The sequence below is a fragment of the Microbacterium enclense genome (assembly GCF_004022425.1).
In the GTDB taxonomy this organism is placed as follows: Bacteria; Actinomycetota; Actinomycetes; order Actinomycetales; family Microbacteriaceae; genus Microbacterium; species Microbacterium enclense_A.
This window is the reverse complement of sequence record NZ_RBZY01000067.1, coordinates 1-14,152: the sequence shown is the minus strand read 5'-3', so window position 1 is coordinate 14,152 and position 14,152 is coordinate 1. Positions and strand designations below refer to the sequence as shown.

Annotated in this window: 11 protein-coding genes; 9 read left to right on the top strand and 2 right to left on the bottom strand. The window is 71.6% G+C overall.

What is annotated here, in order from left to right; genetic code table 11:
- Positions 1–190: 190 nt before the first annotated feature.
- Entirely contained in the window at positions 191–661 is a 471-nt protein-coding gene (locus D8Y23_RS14450) for a hypothetical protein (RefSeq protein ID WP_128218792.1), read from the bottom strand.
- Between the two features lie 92 nt (positions 662–753).
- Between D8Y23_RS14450 and mfd the strand changes: the two genes are divergently transcribed.
- Together mfd and D8Y23_RS14440 are read left to right on the top strand one after the other, a co-directional pair.
- Positions 754–4,341, top strand: coding sequence for a transcription-repair coupling factor (mfd, locus tag D8Y23_RS14445; protein WP_205797230.1), 3,588 nt, complete (start codon positions 754–756; stop codon positions 4,339–4,341).
- A 56-nt stretch (positions 4,342–4,397) separates the two neighbouring features.
- Complete coding sequence (locus D8Y23_RS14440; RefSeq protein ID WP_128218790.1) at positions 4,398–4,997, top strand: gamma carbonic anhydrase family protein; 600 nt, start codon at positions 4,398–4,400, stop codon at positions 4,995–4,997.
- A 194-nt stretch (positions 4,998–5,191) separates the two neighbouring features.
- On the opposite strand, the gene D8Y23_RS14435 is transcribed toward D8Y23_RS14440, so the two are convergent.
- On the bottom strand, positions 5,192–7,864 hold the full coding sequence (locus D8Y23_RS14435; protein ID WP_128218789.1) for a phosphoenolpyruvate carboxylase: 2,673 nt from the start codon (positions 7,862–7,864) through the stop codon (positions 5,192–5,194).
- A gap of 247 nt (positions 7,865–8,111) precedes the next feature.
- Between D8Y23_RS14435 and D8Y23_RS14430 the strand changes: the two genes are divergently transcribed.
- The 7 genes from D8Y23_RS14430 to D8Y23_RS14400 all read left to right on the top strand — a co-directional run.
- Positions 8,112–8,702: a MazG nucleotide pyrophosphohydrolase domain-containing protein gene (locus D8Y23_RS14430; protein WP_128218794.1), complete on the top strand. Its 591-nt coding sequence runs from the start codon at positions 8,112–8,114 to the stop codon at positions 8,700–8,702.
- Between the two features lie 156 nt (positions 8,703–8,858).
- Positions 8,859–10,109 carry a histidine--tRNA ligase gene (hisS, locus tag D8Y23_RS14425; protein WP_240663913.1) on the top strand — a complete coding sequence of 417 codons (1,251 nt, stop codon included), beginning with the start codon at positions 8,859–8,861 and terminating at the stop codon, positions 10,107–10,109.
- A gap of 51 nt (positions 10,110–10,160) precedes the next feature.
- On the top strand, positions 10,161–11,042 hold the full coding sequence (locus D8Y23_RS14420; protein ID WP_128218787.1) for an SGNH/GDSL hydrolase family protein: 882 nt from the start codon (positions 10,161–10,163) through the stop codon (positions 11,040–11,042).
- On the top strand, positions 11,009–11,692 hold the full coding sequence (locus D8Y23_RS14415) for an O-methyltransferase (RefSeq protein WP_128218786.1): 684 nt from the start codon (positions 11,009–11,011) through the stop codon (positions 11,690–11,692). The genes D8Y23_RS14420 and D8Y23_RS14415 overlap by 34 nt, the downstream gene beginning before the upstream one ends.
- A gap of 159 nt (positions 11,693–11,851) precedes the next feature.
- Entirely contained in the window at positions 11,852–13,132 is a 1,281-nt protein-coding gene (gene eno / locus D8Y23_RS14410) for a phosphopyruvate hydratase (RefSeq protein WP_128218785.1), read from the top strand.
- Between the two features lie 311 nt (positions 13,133–13,443).
- Positions 13,444–13,902, top strand: coding sequence for an FtsB family cell division protein (locus tag D8Y23_RS14405; protein ID WP_240663912.1), 459 nt, complete (start codon positions 13,444–13,446; stop codon positions 13,900–13,902).
- 63 nt (positions 13,903–13,965) lie between these two features.
- The coding region (locus D8Y23_RS14400) for a DUF501 domain-containing protein (RefSeq protein WP_128218784.1) at positions 13,966–14,152 on the top strand (187 nt) is incomplete at its 3' end.

Genomic DNA, 14,152 nt, shown 5'->3' with positions numbered 1-14,152 from the left:
GAGCCGCTGTGCGCGGCTTCGGCTCGCGTGGCCGGCGGCGGGTTGTGCGGCTCGGGGGGCGGCGGTGTGCTGGTCACTGTGTCCTCCTGTGGTCGTCGAGGGCATGTGGCACCCTCGTCGCGGTCAGCCTAGGGAGCCGTCGCGATGCGCCCCACAGGGTGGACGCACGTCCCGTGACCCGGTAGGGCCGTCAGACCGCCGCGCCGACGAGCTCGCCCGCCCCCGAGGCAACGGCGATGAAGACCACGATCGCGAACACGAACGGACCGAGCGCCGCGATCACGATGGCTGCGATCGCCGGACCGCGTCCGAGGTTTCGCGCGGTCGCGACGATTCCGATCACGAAGGCGGCGACGCCGAGAACCGTCCCGGACCAGAAGGCGATCTCGGCGAGCAGGACCATGTCACGCACGGGCGACAGCAGCCGCCAGTCGATGGACTGGCCGCCGCGCGCGACGAATTCTGCGCCGGCGCGCTCCGCCACGCGGAACGACGCGAAGCCCGCGACCCCGGATGCCACCACCCCGGCGAGGATCGCCAGGACCAGGCCGATCGCGCCGAGCGGCCGTCGCGGCGGCGTCGGTGGCGGGGGAGTCAGCAGTGTCCCGACCGGGGCCGGCGCGTACGGGGACGCGAAGTCGGGCGCGCCGGACGAGGTCATGAAGCCACTGTACGACGCGGCTCCGCGCGACCCCGCCCGCACCGACGCCCCTTCCGATCCCCGTGTCGGTCGCCCCGCGTAGGATGTATCGAGTGACAGTTCCCGGGATCGTTCGCGCCCTCGAGCAGGCTGAGTCGTACCGGGAGGCCGCGGCAGCGGCATCCTCCGATCTGTCTCTCTCCCTCGTCGATGGGCTCGATGCGCCCGTCATCGCCGGTCTCCTCGAGCACCGTCGTGGTGCGGGGTCGCCCGGTGCGGTCCTGGTGATCGCGCCGACGGGTCGTCGCGCCGAGTCTCTCGGTCCGGCGCTGGACGCCGTTCTCCCGGGCGCGCAGGTCCTGCACTTCCCGGCGTGGGAGACGTTGCCGCACGAGCGCCTGAGCCCCAGTCCCGAAACCGTCGGTCGACGACTGGACGTGCTGCGCCGGATCGCGGCGTGGGACGGTACGACGCCCCTCGTGGTCACGGCATCCGTGCGCAGCGCCCTGCAGCCGCTGGCGCCCGGACTCGGCGACGTCGAGCCGGTGCAGCTGCGCGTCGGCGAGCGCGGGAGCGAACTCGAGCAGGTCACGACGCGCCTGGTCGAACTGGCCTACCACCGGGTCGACATGGTCTCGCGCCGCGGAGAGTTCGCCGTGCGCGGCGGCATCCTGGACGTGTTCCCGCCGGTGGCCGACCACCCCTACCGCGTCGAGTTCTTCGGCGACGAGGTCGACCAGATCCGGGCGTTCTCGGTCGCCGACCAGCGGTCGCTCCCCGGCGAGGTGCCCGAGGTCTCGCTCGTTCCGAGTCGCGAGCTGCTGCTCACCCCCGCGGTGCGCGAGCGCGCGGCCGAGTTGCGCGACGGCTATCCGGGGCTTCGTCAGCTGCTGGAGAAGATGGCGGAGGGCATCCCCGCCGAGGGCATGGAATCGCTCATCCCGGTACTCGTCGACGACCTCGTGACGATCGTCGACTACCTTCCCGGTGGCAGCGCGGTCGCCCTCGTCGACCCCGAGCGCTCGCTCGCGCGCGCGATCACCCTCGGTGACACCAACCGCGAGTTCCTGGAGGCGGCGTGGTCGGCCGCCACGGCCGGTGCCGACACCCCGGTCGACCTCGGTGCGGGCGACTTCGTCACCCTCGACGACCTGCGCGAGATCTCGAGCGGGCGCGGCGGCGCATGGTGGCGGCTCAGCGCGTTCGATTCGGGCGCGGCGGATGCCGAAGCCGAAGGCCTCGTCGTCGGAGACGACTCCGCGCACCGGGTGAAGGCCGACCCCGTGCCCTCGTTCCAGGGCAACGTCGACGGCGCGACCGCGCACGTCGGGCAGCTCCTCGCGGACGGGTGGGCCGTCGTGGTCACGGCATCCGGTCCCGGTCTCGTCGACCGCGCGCGCGACGTGCTCGCCGAGCGCGGGATCGCCGCGCGCCGCGTCGACGACGTGCGCACCCCACCGGAGCCGGGAGTGGCGCACATCGTGTGCGCGCCGCTGGAGCGTGGTTTCGAGCTGACCGAGATCAAGGTCGCCGTGATCACGGAGACCGAGTTCTACGGTCGTTCGGTCGGCGGCGACAACCGCGGGGTGAAGAAGCTCGCGTCCCGTCGGCGCAACGTCGTCGATCCGCTGCAGCTCAAGCCCGGCGACGTCGTGGTGCACGCGACGCACGGCATCGGGAAGTTCCTGGAGCTCACGCGCCGCGAGGTCTCCAGCGGCGGTCGCAACGCGGTGAAGACGACGAAGGAGTACCTGGTCCTCGAGTACGCGCCCTCCAAGCGCGGCTACCCGGGCGACAAGCTCTTCGTGCCCACGGACCAGCTCGACCTTCTGTCGAAGTACGTCGGTGGCGAGGCGCCGACCCTGTCGAAGATGGGCGGAAGCGACTGGGCGGCGGCGAAGGGTCGCGCCCGCAAGGCCGTCCGCGACATCGCGGTCGAGCTGGTGAAGCTGTACTCGGCGCGCATGGCATCCAAGGGGTATGCGTTCGGACCCGACACCCCGTGGCAGCGCGAGCTCGAAGAGGCGTTCCCGTTCGCCGAGACGCAGGATCAGCTGCAGACGATCGACGAGATCAAGGCCGATATGGAGAAGCCGATCCCCATGGACCGGCTCCTGTCGGGCGACGTGGGCTTCGGCAAGACCGAGGTCGCGGTGCGCGCGGCGTTCAAGGCGATCCAGGACGGCAAGCAGGTCGCGATGCTCGTGCCGACGACGCTGCTGGTGAAGCAGCACCTCGAGACCTTCGCCGAGCGCTTCGCCGGCTTCCCCGTGACGGTGCGGCCGCTCTCGCGCTTCCAGAGCGACAAGGAGGCGAAGGCGACGCTGGCGGGTCTCACCGACGGCACGGTCGACATGGTCATCGGGACGCACCGCATCCTCACCGAGAAGGTGATCTTCAAAGACCTCGGGCTCATGATCATCGACGAGGAGCAGCGGTTCGGCGTCGAGCACAAGGACTCGCTCAAGAAGCTCAAGACCAACGTCGACATCCTGGCCATGAGCGCGACGCCCATTCCGCGCACGCTCGAGATGGCGGTCACCGGCATCCGCGAGATGTCGACGCTGGCGACCCCGCCGGAGGACCGGCATCCGATCCTGTCGTACGTCGGTCCGAACAACGACAAGCAGATCGCCGCGGCCATCCGCCGCGAGCTGCTGCGCGAGGGCCAGATCTTCTACGTGCACAACCGGGTCTCGTCCATCCAGCGGGTCGCTGCGCACCTCGCCGAGCTCGTGCCCGAGGCGCGGATCGTCGTCGCCCACGGCCAGATGGGCGAGCACGCGCTGGAGCAGGTCGTCGACGACTTCTGGGAGCGGCGCGCCGACGTGCTGGTGTCGACCACGATCATCGAGACCGGCCTCGACATCTCCAACGCCAACACGATCATCATCGACCGCGCCGACAAGTACGGGCTCTCGCAGCTGCACCAGCTGCGCGGACGCGTCGGCCGCGGGCGCGACCGCGCCTACGCGTACTTCCTCTACGACGAGATGAAGCCGCTGTCCGAGACCGCCGCGGACCGCCTCGAGACGATCGCGGTCAACAACGACCTCGGCAGCGGCATGCAGGTCGCGCTGAAGGACCTCGAGCTGCGCGGCGCCGGCAACCTTCTCGGCGCCGAGCAGGCCGGGCACATCGCGGGCGTGGGATTCGACCTCTACCTGCGGATGATCGGCGAGGCCGTGGCCACGTTCCGCGGCGAAGACACCGACGGGCCAACCGAGCTGCGCCTGGAGCTCCCGGTCGACGCCCGCCTCCCCGAGACCTACATCGACAGCGAGCGCCTACGGCTGGAGGCGTACCAGAAGCTGTCCGCCGCGGCATCCGCCTCCGCCAAGGACGACGCGATCGACCTCGTGATCGAGGAACTCCGCGACCGGTACGGCGAACCGCCCGCCGAGGTCGAGGGGCTGATCGCGGTCGCGCGTCTGCGCCGCCGTGCCGCGCAGGCGGGGCTCGCCGACGTCGTCGCGATGGGGTCGAATCTGCGGATCGCGCCGGCGCACCTCGCCGACTCGATGCGGGTGCGCCTGCAGCGGCTGTATCCGAAGGCGAAGCTCATCGCGAACGGGGATGCCATGGTCGTCCCGCTCCCGCAGGATGCCCACGACACGAACCTCATCGCGTGGGTGCGTCAGCTTCTCGACGCGCTGTGGCCGCTGCCCGCCCCGAAGGAGACCGAGGGCGCGTCCGCATGAGCGGAGGGTGCGCGGCGGGACTACGCTGACGGGCACCGACGGGAAGGACGCCGCCCATGCGCTTCGCTCACCTCGGGGCCGAGCCCCGCATCCATCCCGACGCCGTGATCGCCCCGACCGCGGTCATCAGCGGCGACGTCACGATCGGCGCCGGATGCCAGGTCCTCCACGGCGCGGTCCTCACCGCCGAGGGCAGCCCGATCGTGCTGGGCGAGAACACCATCGTGATGGAGAACGCCCTGCTGCGCGCGAGTTCCACCCACGCGGTGCACGTGGGGGCGCATACCCTCATCGGCCCGATGGCGAGCGTCGCGGGCGCGGATGTCGGCGACGAGGTGTTCCTCGCGACCGGCACGCGGGTCTTCAATGGCGCGGAGATCGGCGACCGCAGCGAGGTGCGCATCAATGCTGTCGTTCACCTGCGCACGGTGCTGGCAGCCGAGACCGTGGTGCCGATCGGCTGGGTGGCCGTCGGCGACCCCGTGCAGCTGCTCTCGCCTGACCGACACGACGAGATCTGGGCCGCCCAGAAAGAGCTCGACTTCCCCGGGTACGTCTTCGGCCTGGACCGCGAGACCCCCGACCTCATGGTGCAGCTCACCGAGCGCTACGGCCGCAGCCTCGCGCGCCACGCCGCCGACCGCCGCCTCGATTGACTCGTCGGCGGAGGTTCTCGGCATCCGGATGCCGTCCCCTCGCGTGCCGTCCTGCGGAGTCCGTGTCCGACACGCCGATGAGGTCCGGCCGTAGGCGGCGTGTCGTCGGTGAACTCCGCGGGACGGTGGGCGGGTCCCTAGACACGAAAGCGCCGACGCCCCGGAAGACGTCGGCGCTCTCGCACGGGTCCGGATCAGCCCGTGTTCTGCAGGCCTGCGGCCACGCCGCTCACCGACAGCAGCAGCAAACGCTGGTGCTCGGCATCCGGGGTCGAGTTCTCTGCGTGGGTGTCGCGCAGCGCGCGGAGGGCCCGCAGCTGCAGGAGTGACAGCGCGTCGACATAGGGGCTGCGCATCTTAACGGCGCGCTGCAGCACGGGCTTGTTGCCGAGCAGCTCGCCTCCCGTGATGCGCTCGACCCACGAGCGGGTGAGCAGCATCTCGTCCATGACGAGCGCGGCGAGGTCGTCGCGGTCGCCCAGGGCGAGGTAGCGACGGGCGATGCGGGCATCGGCCTTGGCGAGACTCATCGCGACGTTGTCGATCATCGTGCGGAACAGCGGCCACTGCTCGTACGCGTCGCGGAGGCGCTGCTCGTCGCCGACCGCGTCGAGAGCGGTGCCGAGGCCGAACCAGCCGGCGAGGTTGATGCGGGCCTGCGTCCACGAGAACACCCACGGGATCGCCCGGAGATCCTCGAGCGACTCGACCGAGAGACCACGGCGGGCAGGGCGCGAGCCGAGCGCGAGGTGGCCGAGTTCCTCCATGGGCGTGACGGTCGCGAACCACGGCGCGAAGCCGGGCGCCTTGACCAGCGCGAAGAACCGCTCGCGGGATGCGACGTCCATCGTGGATGCCACATCGGCGAATGCCTCGGCGGCCCCGCGGTTGCGCCGCTCGATCGAGGGGGAGGATGCCGTGAGCACCGCCGCCGCAACCTGGTCGATGTGGCGCATCGCGATGTCGGGATCGCCGTAGCGCGCGAAGATGACCTCGCCCTGCTCGGTGAGCTTGAACCGGCCGTCCACCGAGTGCGGCGGTTGCGCGAGGATCGCGGAGTTGGCGGGACCGCCGCCGCGACCCAGGGCACCGCCGCGACCGTGGAACAGCGTCAGCTCGATGCCCTCGGCCTGGGCCCACGTGGAGATCTTGGCCTGCGCCTCGTACAGCGCGAGGTTCGCGGCGACGGGGCCGACGTCCTTCGACGAGTCCGAGTAGCCGAGCATGACCTCGAGGCGGCGGCCGGTGGCATCCAATCTCTGCACGAAAGCGGGGTGCGCGACGATCTCGGCGAGGATGCCGGGCGCCGCCTGCAGGTCGGCGAACGTCTCGAACAGGGGGATGACGTCGAGCACGGGCAGCGCCTCGCCCGGACCCATCGCGTACGACGCGAGTTCGTGCACGTTGGCGAGGTCGTCGGCCGACTGCGTGAACGACACGATGAAGCGTCCGGCCGCGCGCGGCCCGAAGCGCTCCTGCACGTAGGCGATCGAGCGGAAGACCTCCAGCACCTCGTCGGTCAGCTCGCTGCGCGCACCGCCGCCGCGCAGCTCGTCGAGCACCTTGCGGTGGACGGCGGAGTGCTGGCGCACCTCGAGCTCGGTGAGGTGGAAGCCGTACGTCTCGACCTGCCACACCAGGCGCTGCAGCGCGCCGTACGCCTGCCGCGCGGCGCCGGCACCGACGAGGGAGTCCTGGACGGTCCGGAGGTCGGTCAGCAGGTGCTCGGGATCGCGGTAGGCGAGGTCGGCGTTGCGCGTGCGGGTCGCGGCGATCTTGCGCGCGAGCAGCAGCAGGATGCGGCGGTGCGGTTCCTCGGGGGAGCGCTCGGCGATCTCGGCGGCGGCGTCCTCGTCGGCCGCGCGCAGCCGGTTCCACAGGGCGAGGAGGGCGTCGCTCGGCGGGGTGGTCTCGGCATCCAGCGTCAGTCCCCGGCCGACGCGCTGCGTCGTGCGCTCGAGGCCGATCAGCACGTGCTCGCTCGCGATCGCCGCGGCCTTGCGGGTGACGGATGCCGTGACGAAGGGGTTGCCGTCACGGTCGCCGCCGACCCACGAGCCCACCCGGACGAACGGTTTCACGATCGGGGCCTTGGCGCCGGCCTCGTCGCCCTGGAGGATGTCGTCGATCCGGCGGTAGACCCGCGGAACGGCGGTGTAGAGCGTCTCGTCGAAGACGGCCATGACCGAGCGCACCTCGTCGACCGGTGACGGCTTCTCCCGGCGCAACGGCGCGGTGCGCCACAGGGTGTCGATCTCCTCGAGCATGCGGCGCTCGGTGCGGCGGACCTCGCCCTCGTTGTCCGCCGCCGCGTCGAGCTCACCGAGGAGCTCCGACAGTCGGCGGATGCTGGTCGAGATCGCCCGGCGGCGGGCCTCGGTCGGGTGCGCCGTGAACACCGGGTGGAACCGCAGCGTCTGCAGGCGCGCGAGCGCGGTCTCCTCGCCGACCTCGCTCGCGAGGCGCTCGAAGGCGGTCGCGATGGTGTCTGGCGTGCCGCCGCGCGAGGGGCGGTCGCCACGCTCGCGCAGCACGCGCACGCGCTGGTGCTCCTCGACGAGGTTGACGAGGTGGAAGTACGCGGTGAACGCGCGGGCCACCTCATCGGCGCGGGCGATCGTGAAGCCGTCGGCGATGGCCGCCGCGCGCTCGAACGCCTCGGGCGTCTCGTCGGTATACGCCTGGATCGTCGCGGTCCGCAGCTTCTCGACATCGTCGTACAGGCCGGGGGAGCCGCTCTCTCGCAGCACACGGCCGAGCAGGGAACCGAGCAGGCGCACGTCGGCGCGCATCTGTTCGGGAAGCTCTTGGCCGGCTTCGAAGCGGCCCACGAGGTCGATGGCCTCGGTCGGGGTCAGTTCACGCACACGCCCCAGAGTAGTTGCGTCACGTTGCGGCCATGTCACGCGAGACGTTTCCCGTCACCGCGGGACACGACGAAGGAGGATTGGCGCGGGGTGCCGCGGGATTCCGGGGCGCCGGGGCCTCGGGGGATTCGTGTCCGGCCTCGGCGCACACGACGTGAGGCTGGGGGATACTCGGGGCATCGGACCCGCAGGGACCGCGAGAGGAGATGCCGTGAGCGACGACGCGCTGCGCGAGGCCGCCGAGACGATGCGCGTGGTGCGCGAGCGCTGCGCGTGGACGCAGACGATCGACCACCGCGATCTCGTGCCGTACCTCGTCGAGGAGAGCGCCGAGGTGATCGACGCCGTCGAGGCCGGCACGCGCGCCGACCTGCGGGAGGAACTGGGCGACCTGCTGTGGCAGGTGCTGTTCCATGCCGAGATCGCCGCGGGCGACCCCGACGACCCCTTCGACATCGACGACGTGGCCCGCGGCCTCACCGAGAAGATGGTGCGCCGCCACCCGCACGTGTTCGGCGACGCCGTGGCATCCACGCCCGAAGAGGTGCTCGTGCACTGGAACGCGGCGAAGGCCGCGGAGAAGCGCGAGCGTACGAGCGTGCTCGACGGTGTCTCCGAGCACATGCCGTCCCTCGCCCTCGCCCAGAAGGTGCTCGGCAAGGCCGCGCAGGTCGGCGTGGTGGCGGGGCGCGCACCCCTGGCCCCCGCCGACGAGTCCGAGCTCGGCGACGCGCTCCTCGCCCTGGTGCAGCAGGCCCGCGACCACGGCTGGGATGCCGACCGCGCCCTCCGCTCCCGGCTCCGCGCCCTGTCCGCCGAGGTTCGGTCGGCCGAGTAGCCGCGACGAAACCACACGATCGGGTCGAACGCACACGTCCGTGCCGTCCGCATCGTGTGCATTCGGGCGGATCGTGTGCGCTCGACGCCCGCGCACGGACGCCGCGCGTGGGACTGGAACAATGGGGACGTGGCATCCGTGAACCCGCCGCGCGGTATGCGCGACTTCCTCCCCGCCGACAAGGCCCGCCGCGAGCGCGTGCTCGCCGTCATCCGCGAGCGCTACCGCGCGCACGGCTTCGACGAGATCGAGACCCCCGTGGTCGAGGAGTACGCGCGCCTGCACGCCGGCATGGGCGGCGACAACGAGAAGCTGTCGTTCAGCGTCCTCAAGCGCGGACTGGATGCCGAGGCGATCCGCGCCGCGGCCGACGACCCCGCCGCACTCGCCGACCTGGGGCTGCGGTACGACCTCACCGTGCCCCTCGCACGCTTCTACGCCACCAATCGTGCGCAGTTGCCGACGGTGTTCCGCGCGATCCAGATGGCGCCGGTGTGGCGCGCGGAGCGACCGCAGAAGGGCCGCTACCGCCAGTTCGTCCAGTGCGACATCGACATCATCGGCGACGCGTCCGCGCGCGCCGAGGCCGAGCTGATGACCGCGAGCCTCGACGTGCTCGACGCCCTGGGGCTCGAGGGCGGCATCGTCCGCGTCAACGACCGTCGCGTGCTCGACGCGATGCTCGACGTGTTCGGATTCGCGCCCGACGAGCGCCCGGGGGTGCTCATCACGATCGACAAGCTCGACAAGATCGCCGCCGACGGCGTCATCGCCGAGCTGCGCGACCGGGGCTCCACGGCCACGGCCGTCGACGCTCTCGCCGCCTACCTCGCCCGGCCGAGCGCCGGCGCCGCGGGGTTCGACGCGGCGGGGATTCGTGCGGCGCTGCCCGCCGGCATCCCGGACGAGATCGTCGACCACTTGGTCGCCCTCGGCGACACGGTCGCCGCCTCGCGCGGGGCCGAGGCGCCTTTGCGCTTCGACCCGTTCCTGGTCCGCGGCATGGGGTACTACACGGGCACGATCTTCGAGCTCGCGCACCCGAGCGTCGACTACTCCCTCGGTGGCGGCGGGCGCTACGACGGCATGATCGGCCGATTCCTCGGCCAGGACGTGCCCGCGGTCGGCTTCTCGATCGGGTTCGAGCGGATCGTCGACCTGCTCCAGGATGCCGAAGACTCCGGCGAGCGCTCCCTCGTGCTGGTGCATGACCGGGACGTCCCCCTCGCGCGCCTCCTGCAGATCAAAGCCGCCCTCGTCGGCGACGGTGTCCGCGTGCGCCTTGAGCAGCGGCCGAAGAACATGAAGGCGCTGCTGGAGCGTTCGAGCGCCGACGGCTACACGGCGTTCGCGACCGTGGGGTCCGACAGCACGGTCGCGTCGCTCGACATCAAGCCTCTCGGCTGACGCCCACCCCGGCGTCACCCGCCGTTCACCGCGGCGCGATGGGATGACGGCATGCGCAGGCGTCGGCCGATCACCGTCACCCTGGCATCGTCGGTCGCGGTGCTCGGAACCGCGGCAGTGGGGGTGCGGACCCTCATCTCGCGGCAGGCGGCCATCGCCCGTCGTCGGATCGGCAAGCCCCTGGGCGAGCAGGCCCTGGATGCCGACCGCGTGTGGCGCCGCAAGAAGCATCCCGGTCCGCCGGTCGAGCTCCTCCTGCTCGGCGACTCGATCGCCGCGGGCCTGGGCGCCGGCCACCGCCGCGACACGCTGGGCGCCCGTCTGGCGAAGGGGATCGCGACAGCGCAGGCGCGCCCCGTCCGCTTGCGCACGGCCGCCGTGGTCGGCTCCGAGACGTCGGCGTTGGCACGGCAGCTGTCCGCCCTGCCGGACGGCTACCGCGCGGACGTCGCCGTCATCGTGGTCGGCGGTAACGACGTGACGCACCGCATCCCCGCCTCCCGCGCGGCGGCGCAGCTGGAGGACATCGTCGGCACGCTCCGGGATCTCGGCATCCCGGTCGTCGTCGGCACGTGCCCCGACCTCGGGACGCTGCGCGCGATCCCGCAACCGTTGCGCTCGCTCGCGGCGCGGTCTTCGCGGCAACTGGCTGCGGCTCAGGCGGCCGCGGTGCAGCGCGCGGGAGGACGCGTCGTCGCCCTCGCTCGCGCCGTCGGCCCGGTGTTCGCCGAGCGTCCCGACGAGATGTTCAGCGCCGACCGGTTCCACCCGAGCGCACTCGGCTACCGACGCACGGCCGAGGCGTTGCTGCCCGCGGTCCTCGACGCCCTCGCGACCGTGCGCGTCCCGGCGCACGTCCAGCCGTTGACCCGCGCCCCGAGGCTCGTCAGGCTGGGGGAGTGCCCACACACGACGATGTCGACGCCTTCCTGACCGACACCCTCATCGGCTCCGATCCGAGCCTGGATGCCGCGCTCGCCGCGCAGCAGGACGCGGGACTCCCCGCGATCGAGGTGTCGCCGGTCAGCGCGAAACTCCTCCACCTGCTGGTGCGCATCAGCGGTGCGCGGCGGGTGCTGGAGATCGGGACGCTCGGCGGCTACTCCACGATCTGGCTCGCGCGGGCCGTGCCCGAGGGCGGTCGGGTGGTGTCCATCGAGGCGGAGGAGCGCAACGCCGGTATCGCGCGCGACAACCTCGCCCGCGCGGGCGTGGCCGACCGCGTCGAGGTGCGCGTCGGGCGCGGCCTCGACGTCCTCCCGACGCTGGTGGGCGAGGAGCCGTTCGATCTGGTGTTCGTCGACGCGGACAAGGAGTCGAATACCGCCTACCTCGATTGGGCGGCGCGTCTCGGGCGTCCGGGCACCGTCATCGTGCTCGACAACGTCGTGCGCGCCGGCGCCGTGGCCGATCCGCCGACGGGCGACACGAAGGTCGAGGGAGCGCGAGCGGGCGTCGTGATGCTGGGCGAGGACCCGCGTTTCGACGCCACTGCCCTGCAGACGCTCGACCGCAAGGGGTGGGACGGGCTCGCCCTGGCCGTGCTCACCGACGCCGTGGCATCCAGGTCCCCGGTGTCCTGACACGGACCGGCGGTTGTGGCCCCGGGGCCACGTCTGACGCCCCGGGGCCACTTCCGCCGCCCCGACTCGACCACACGCGCGCCGACCGCGGTCACTAGACTCGACCGTGGACCGACGACGCTCCGCCCTCTTCCACCCAGAACCAACGAGGAGTCCTTCGTGGCACTTATCGAGGCTGTCAACGCGCGCGAGATCCTGGATTCGCGCGGTAACCCGACCGTCGAGGTGGAGGTGCTCCTCGACGACGGCATCGTCCAGCGGGCGGCCGTCCCCTCCGGCGCGTCCACCGGTGCGTTCGAGGCCTACGAGCTTCGCGACGGCGACAAGAGCCGCTACAGCGGCAAGGGTGTGCTGAAGGCCGTCGCCGCGGTCGTCGACGAGCTCGGCCCGGCCATCGAGGGCGTCGAGGCGAGCGAGCAGCGCATCATCGACGAGATCCTCATCGAGACCGACGGCACCGAGAACAAGTCGCGCACCGGCGCCAACGCCATCCTCGGCGTCTCGCTCGCCGTCGCCAAGGCCGCCGCCGACAGCGCCGACCTGCCGCTGTTCCGCTACCTCGGCGGACCCAACGCGCACCTCCTGCCCGTCCCCCTGTTCAACGTCATCAACGGCGGCGAGCACGCCGACAACGGCATCGACTTCCAGGAGTTCTTCCTCGCGCCCATCGGCGCCGAGACCTACGGCGAGTCGCTCCGCTGGGGCACCGAGGTCTACCACGTCCTCAAGGGCGAGCTGAAGTCCGCGGGCTACAACACCGGTCTCGGCGACGAGGGCGGCTTCGCCCCCGACCTGCCCAGCAACCGCGAGGGCCTGGACTTCCTCATCCGCGCGATCGAGAAGGCTGGCTTCACCCCCGGCACCGACATCGCCGTGGGCCTCGACGTCGCCGCCACCGAGTTCTACAAGGACGGTGTCTACACCGTCGAGGGCAAGGCGTGGAGCGTCGACGAACTCGTCGACTACTTCGCCGACCTCGTCGCCAACTTCCCCATCGTCACGATCGAGGACGCGCTCGCCGAGGACGACTGGGACGGCTGGAAGAAGCTCACCGACGCGATCGGCTCCAAGGTTCAGCTCGTCGGCGACGACCTCTTCGTCACCAACCCCAAGCGTCTCCAGCAGGGCATCGACCTCGGCGTCGCCAACTCGCTCCTGGTGAAGGTCAACCAGATCGGCACGCTGTCCGAGACCCTGGATGCCATCGCCCTCGCGACCCGCTCGGGCTACACCTCGATGCTGTCGCACCGTTCGGGTGAGACCGAGGACACCACGATCGCCGACCTCGCCGTCGCGGTGAACGCCGGCCAGATCAAGACCGGGGCGCCGGCTCGCAGCGAGCGCGTCGCGAAGTACAACCAGCTCCTGCGCATCGAGGAAGACCTCGGCGACGCCGCGGTCTTCGCCGGTCGCTCCGCGTTCCCCCGCTTCAAGGGCTGAACGCACCCGCGTGAGAAGGGGGGAGCCGGACGGCTCCCCCCTTCGTCGTCTCCGGCGAGGACGAGGGGATGCCATGAGCCCGGCGCGTCATTCGAGCGAGGGCGCCGCTGGACGTAGAGTCGGATACCGCCCGCTGCCGACGCGACGGCCGGGGTGAGGAAGGAGACGTCGTGGATCGTCCGACGCCCCCTTCTCCCCGAGGACGGGCGGACCCGCCCGCCCCCTTGAGTGAGAAGTCGCGCCGGTCACGTCCCGCGCGGGAGCCCGCACGCTCGGCCTCTCGAGGTCGGCCGGGGCCGCGCCGCGTCGACGTGCGCGAGTGGCTCGGCGGACTGCGCATCTCCGGCTTCGTCGTGATCATGCTCGGGCTCGTCGTCCTCGGCACGTTCGTCCTCGTGCCCACGGTCGGCACGTACATGGACCAGCGCCAGCAGATCCAGGCTCTGCGCACGGCCGTGGCGCTGAGCGAGAGCGAGGTGGCCGACCTGCAGTCGCAGCGCGAACGCTGGTCGGACCCCGCGTACATCACGACCCAGGCGCGCGAGCGCCTCTTCTACACGATGCCCGGCGAGGTCGTGTACCTCATCGACGACGATCTCCCCGCGTCCGAAGCCCTGCAGGAACAGCAGGACGTCTCGCAGGACGTCGGCCAGACCCGGACGGACTGGATGTCACAGCTCGTGCGATCCGTGGCCGCGGCGGGCGCCGCGCAGGTCGCGGTCCCGACCCTCGGAGTGCCCGACCCGTCGTCGCCGCCGCCGGCCCCCTGATCACGCCGGGCGCCCGGGCGGTGGCGGCGGAGGGTGCCGGGGCCTCCGGGTACCCTGGAGGCGATGAGCACCCCGCCCCTGCCCCCCGCCACGGACGCCGATCTCGACGTGCTGCAGTCGCAGCTGGGCCGAGTGCCGCGCGGAGTCGTCGGCATCGCGGCGCGTTGCGTCTGCGGCAACCCCACGGTGGTCGCGACCTCGCCGCGTCTGGACGACGGCAGCCCGTTCCCGACCTTCTATTATCTGACGC

Excerpts from the sequence above, each read along its gene's own strand:
- D8Y23_RS14450 (WP_128218792.1), bottom strand. The coding sequence starts at position 661 with ATGACCTCGTCCGGCGCGCCCGACTTCGCGTCCCCGTACGCGCCGGCC.
- D8Y23_RS14440 (WP_128218790.1), top strand. The coding sequence starts at position 4,398 with ATGCGCTTCGCTCACCTCGGGGCCGAGCCCCGCATCCATCCCGACGCC.
- D8Y23_RS14430 (WP_128218794.1), top strand. The coding sequence starts at position 8,112 with ATGCGCGTGGTGCGCGAGCGCTGCGCGTGGACGCAGACGATCGACCAC.
- hisS (WP_240663913.1), top strand. The coding sequence starts at position 8,859 with ATGCGCGACTTCCTCCCCGCCGACAAGGCCCGCCGCGAGCGCGTGCTC.
- D8Y23_RS14420 (WP_128218787.1), top strand. The coding sequence starts at position 10,161 with ATGCGCAGGCGTCGGCCGATCACCGTCACCCTGGCATCGTCGGTCGCG.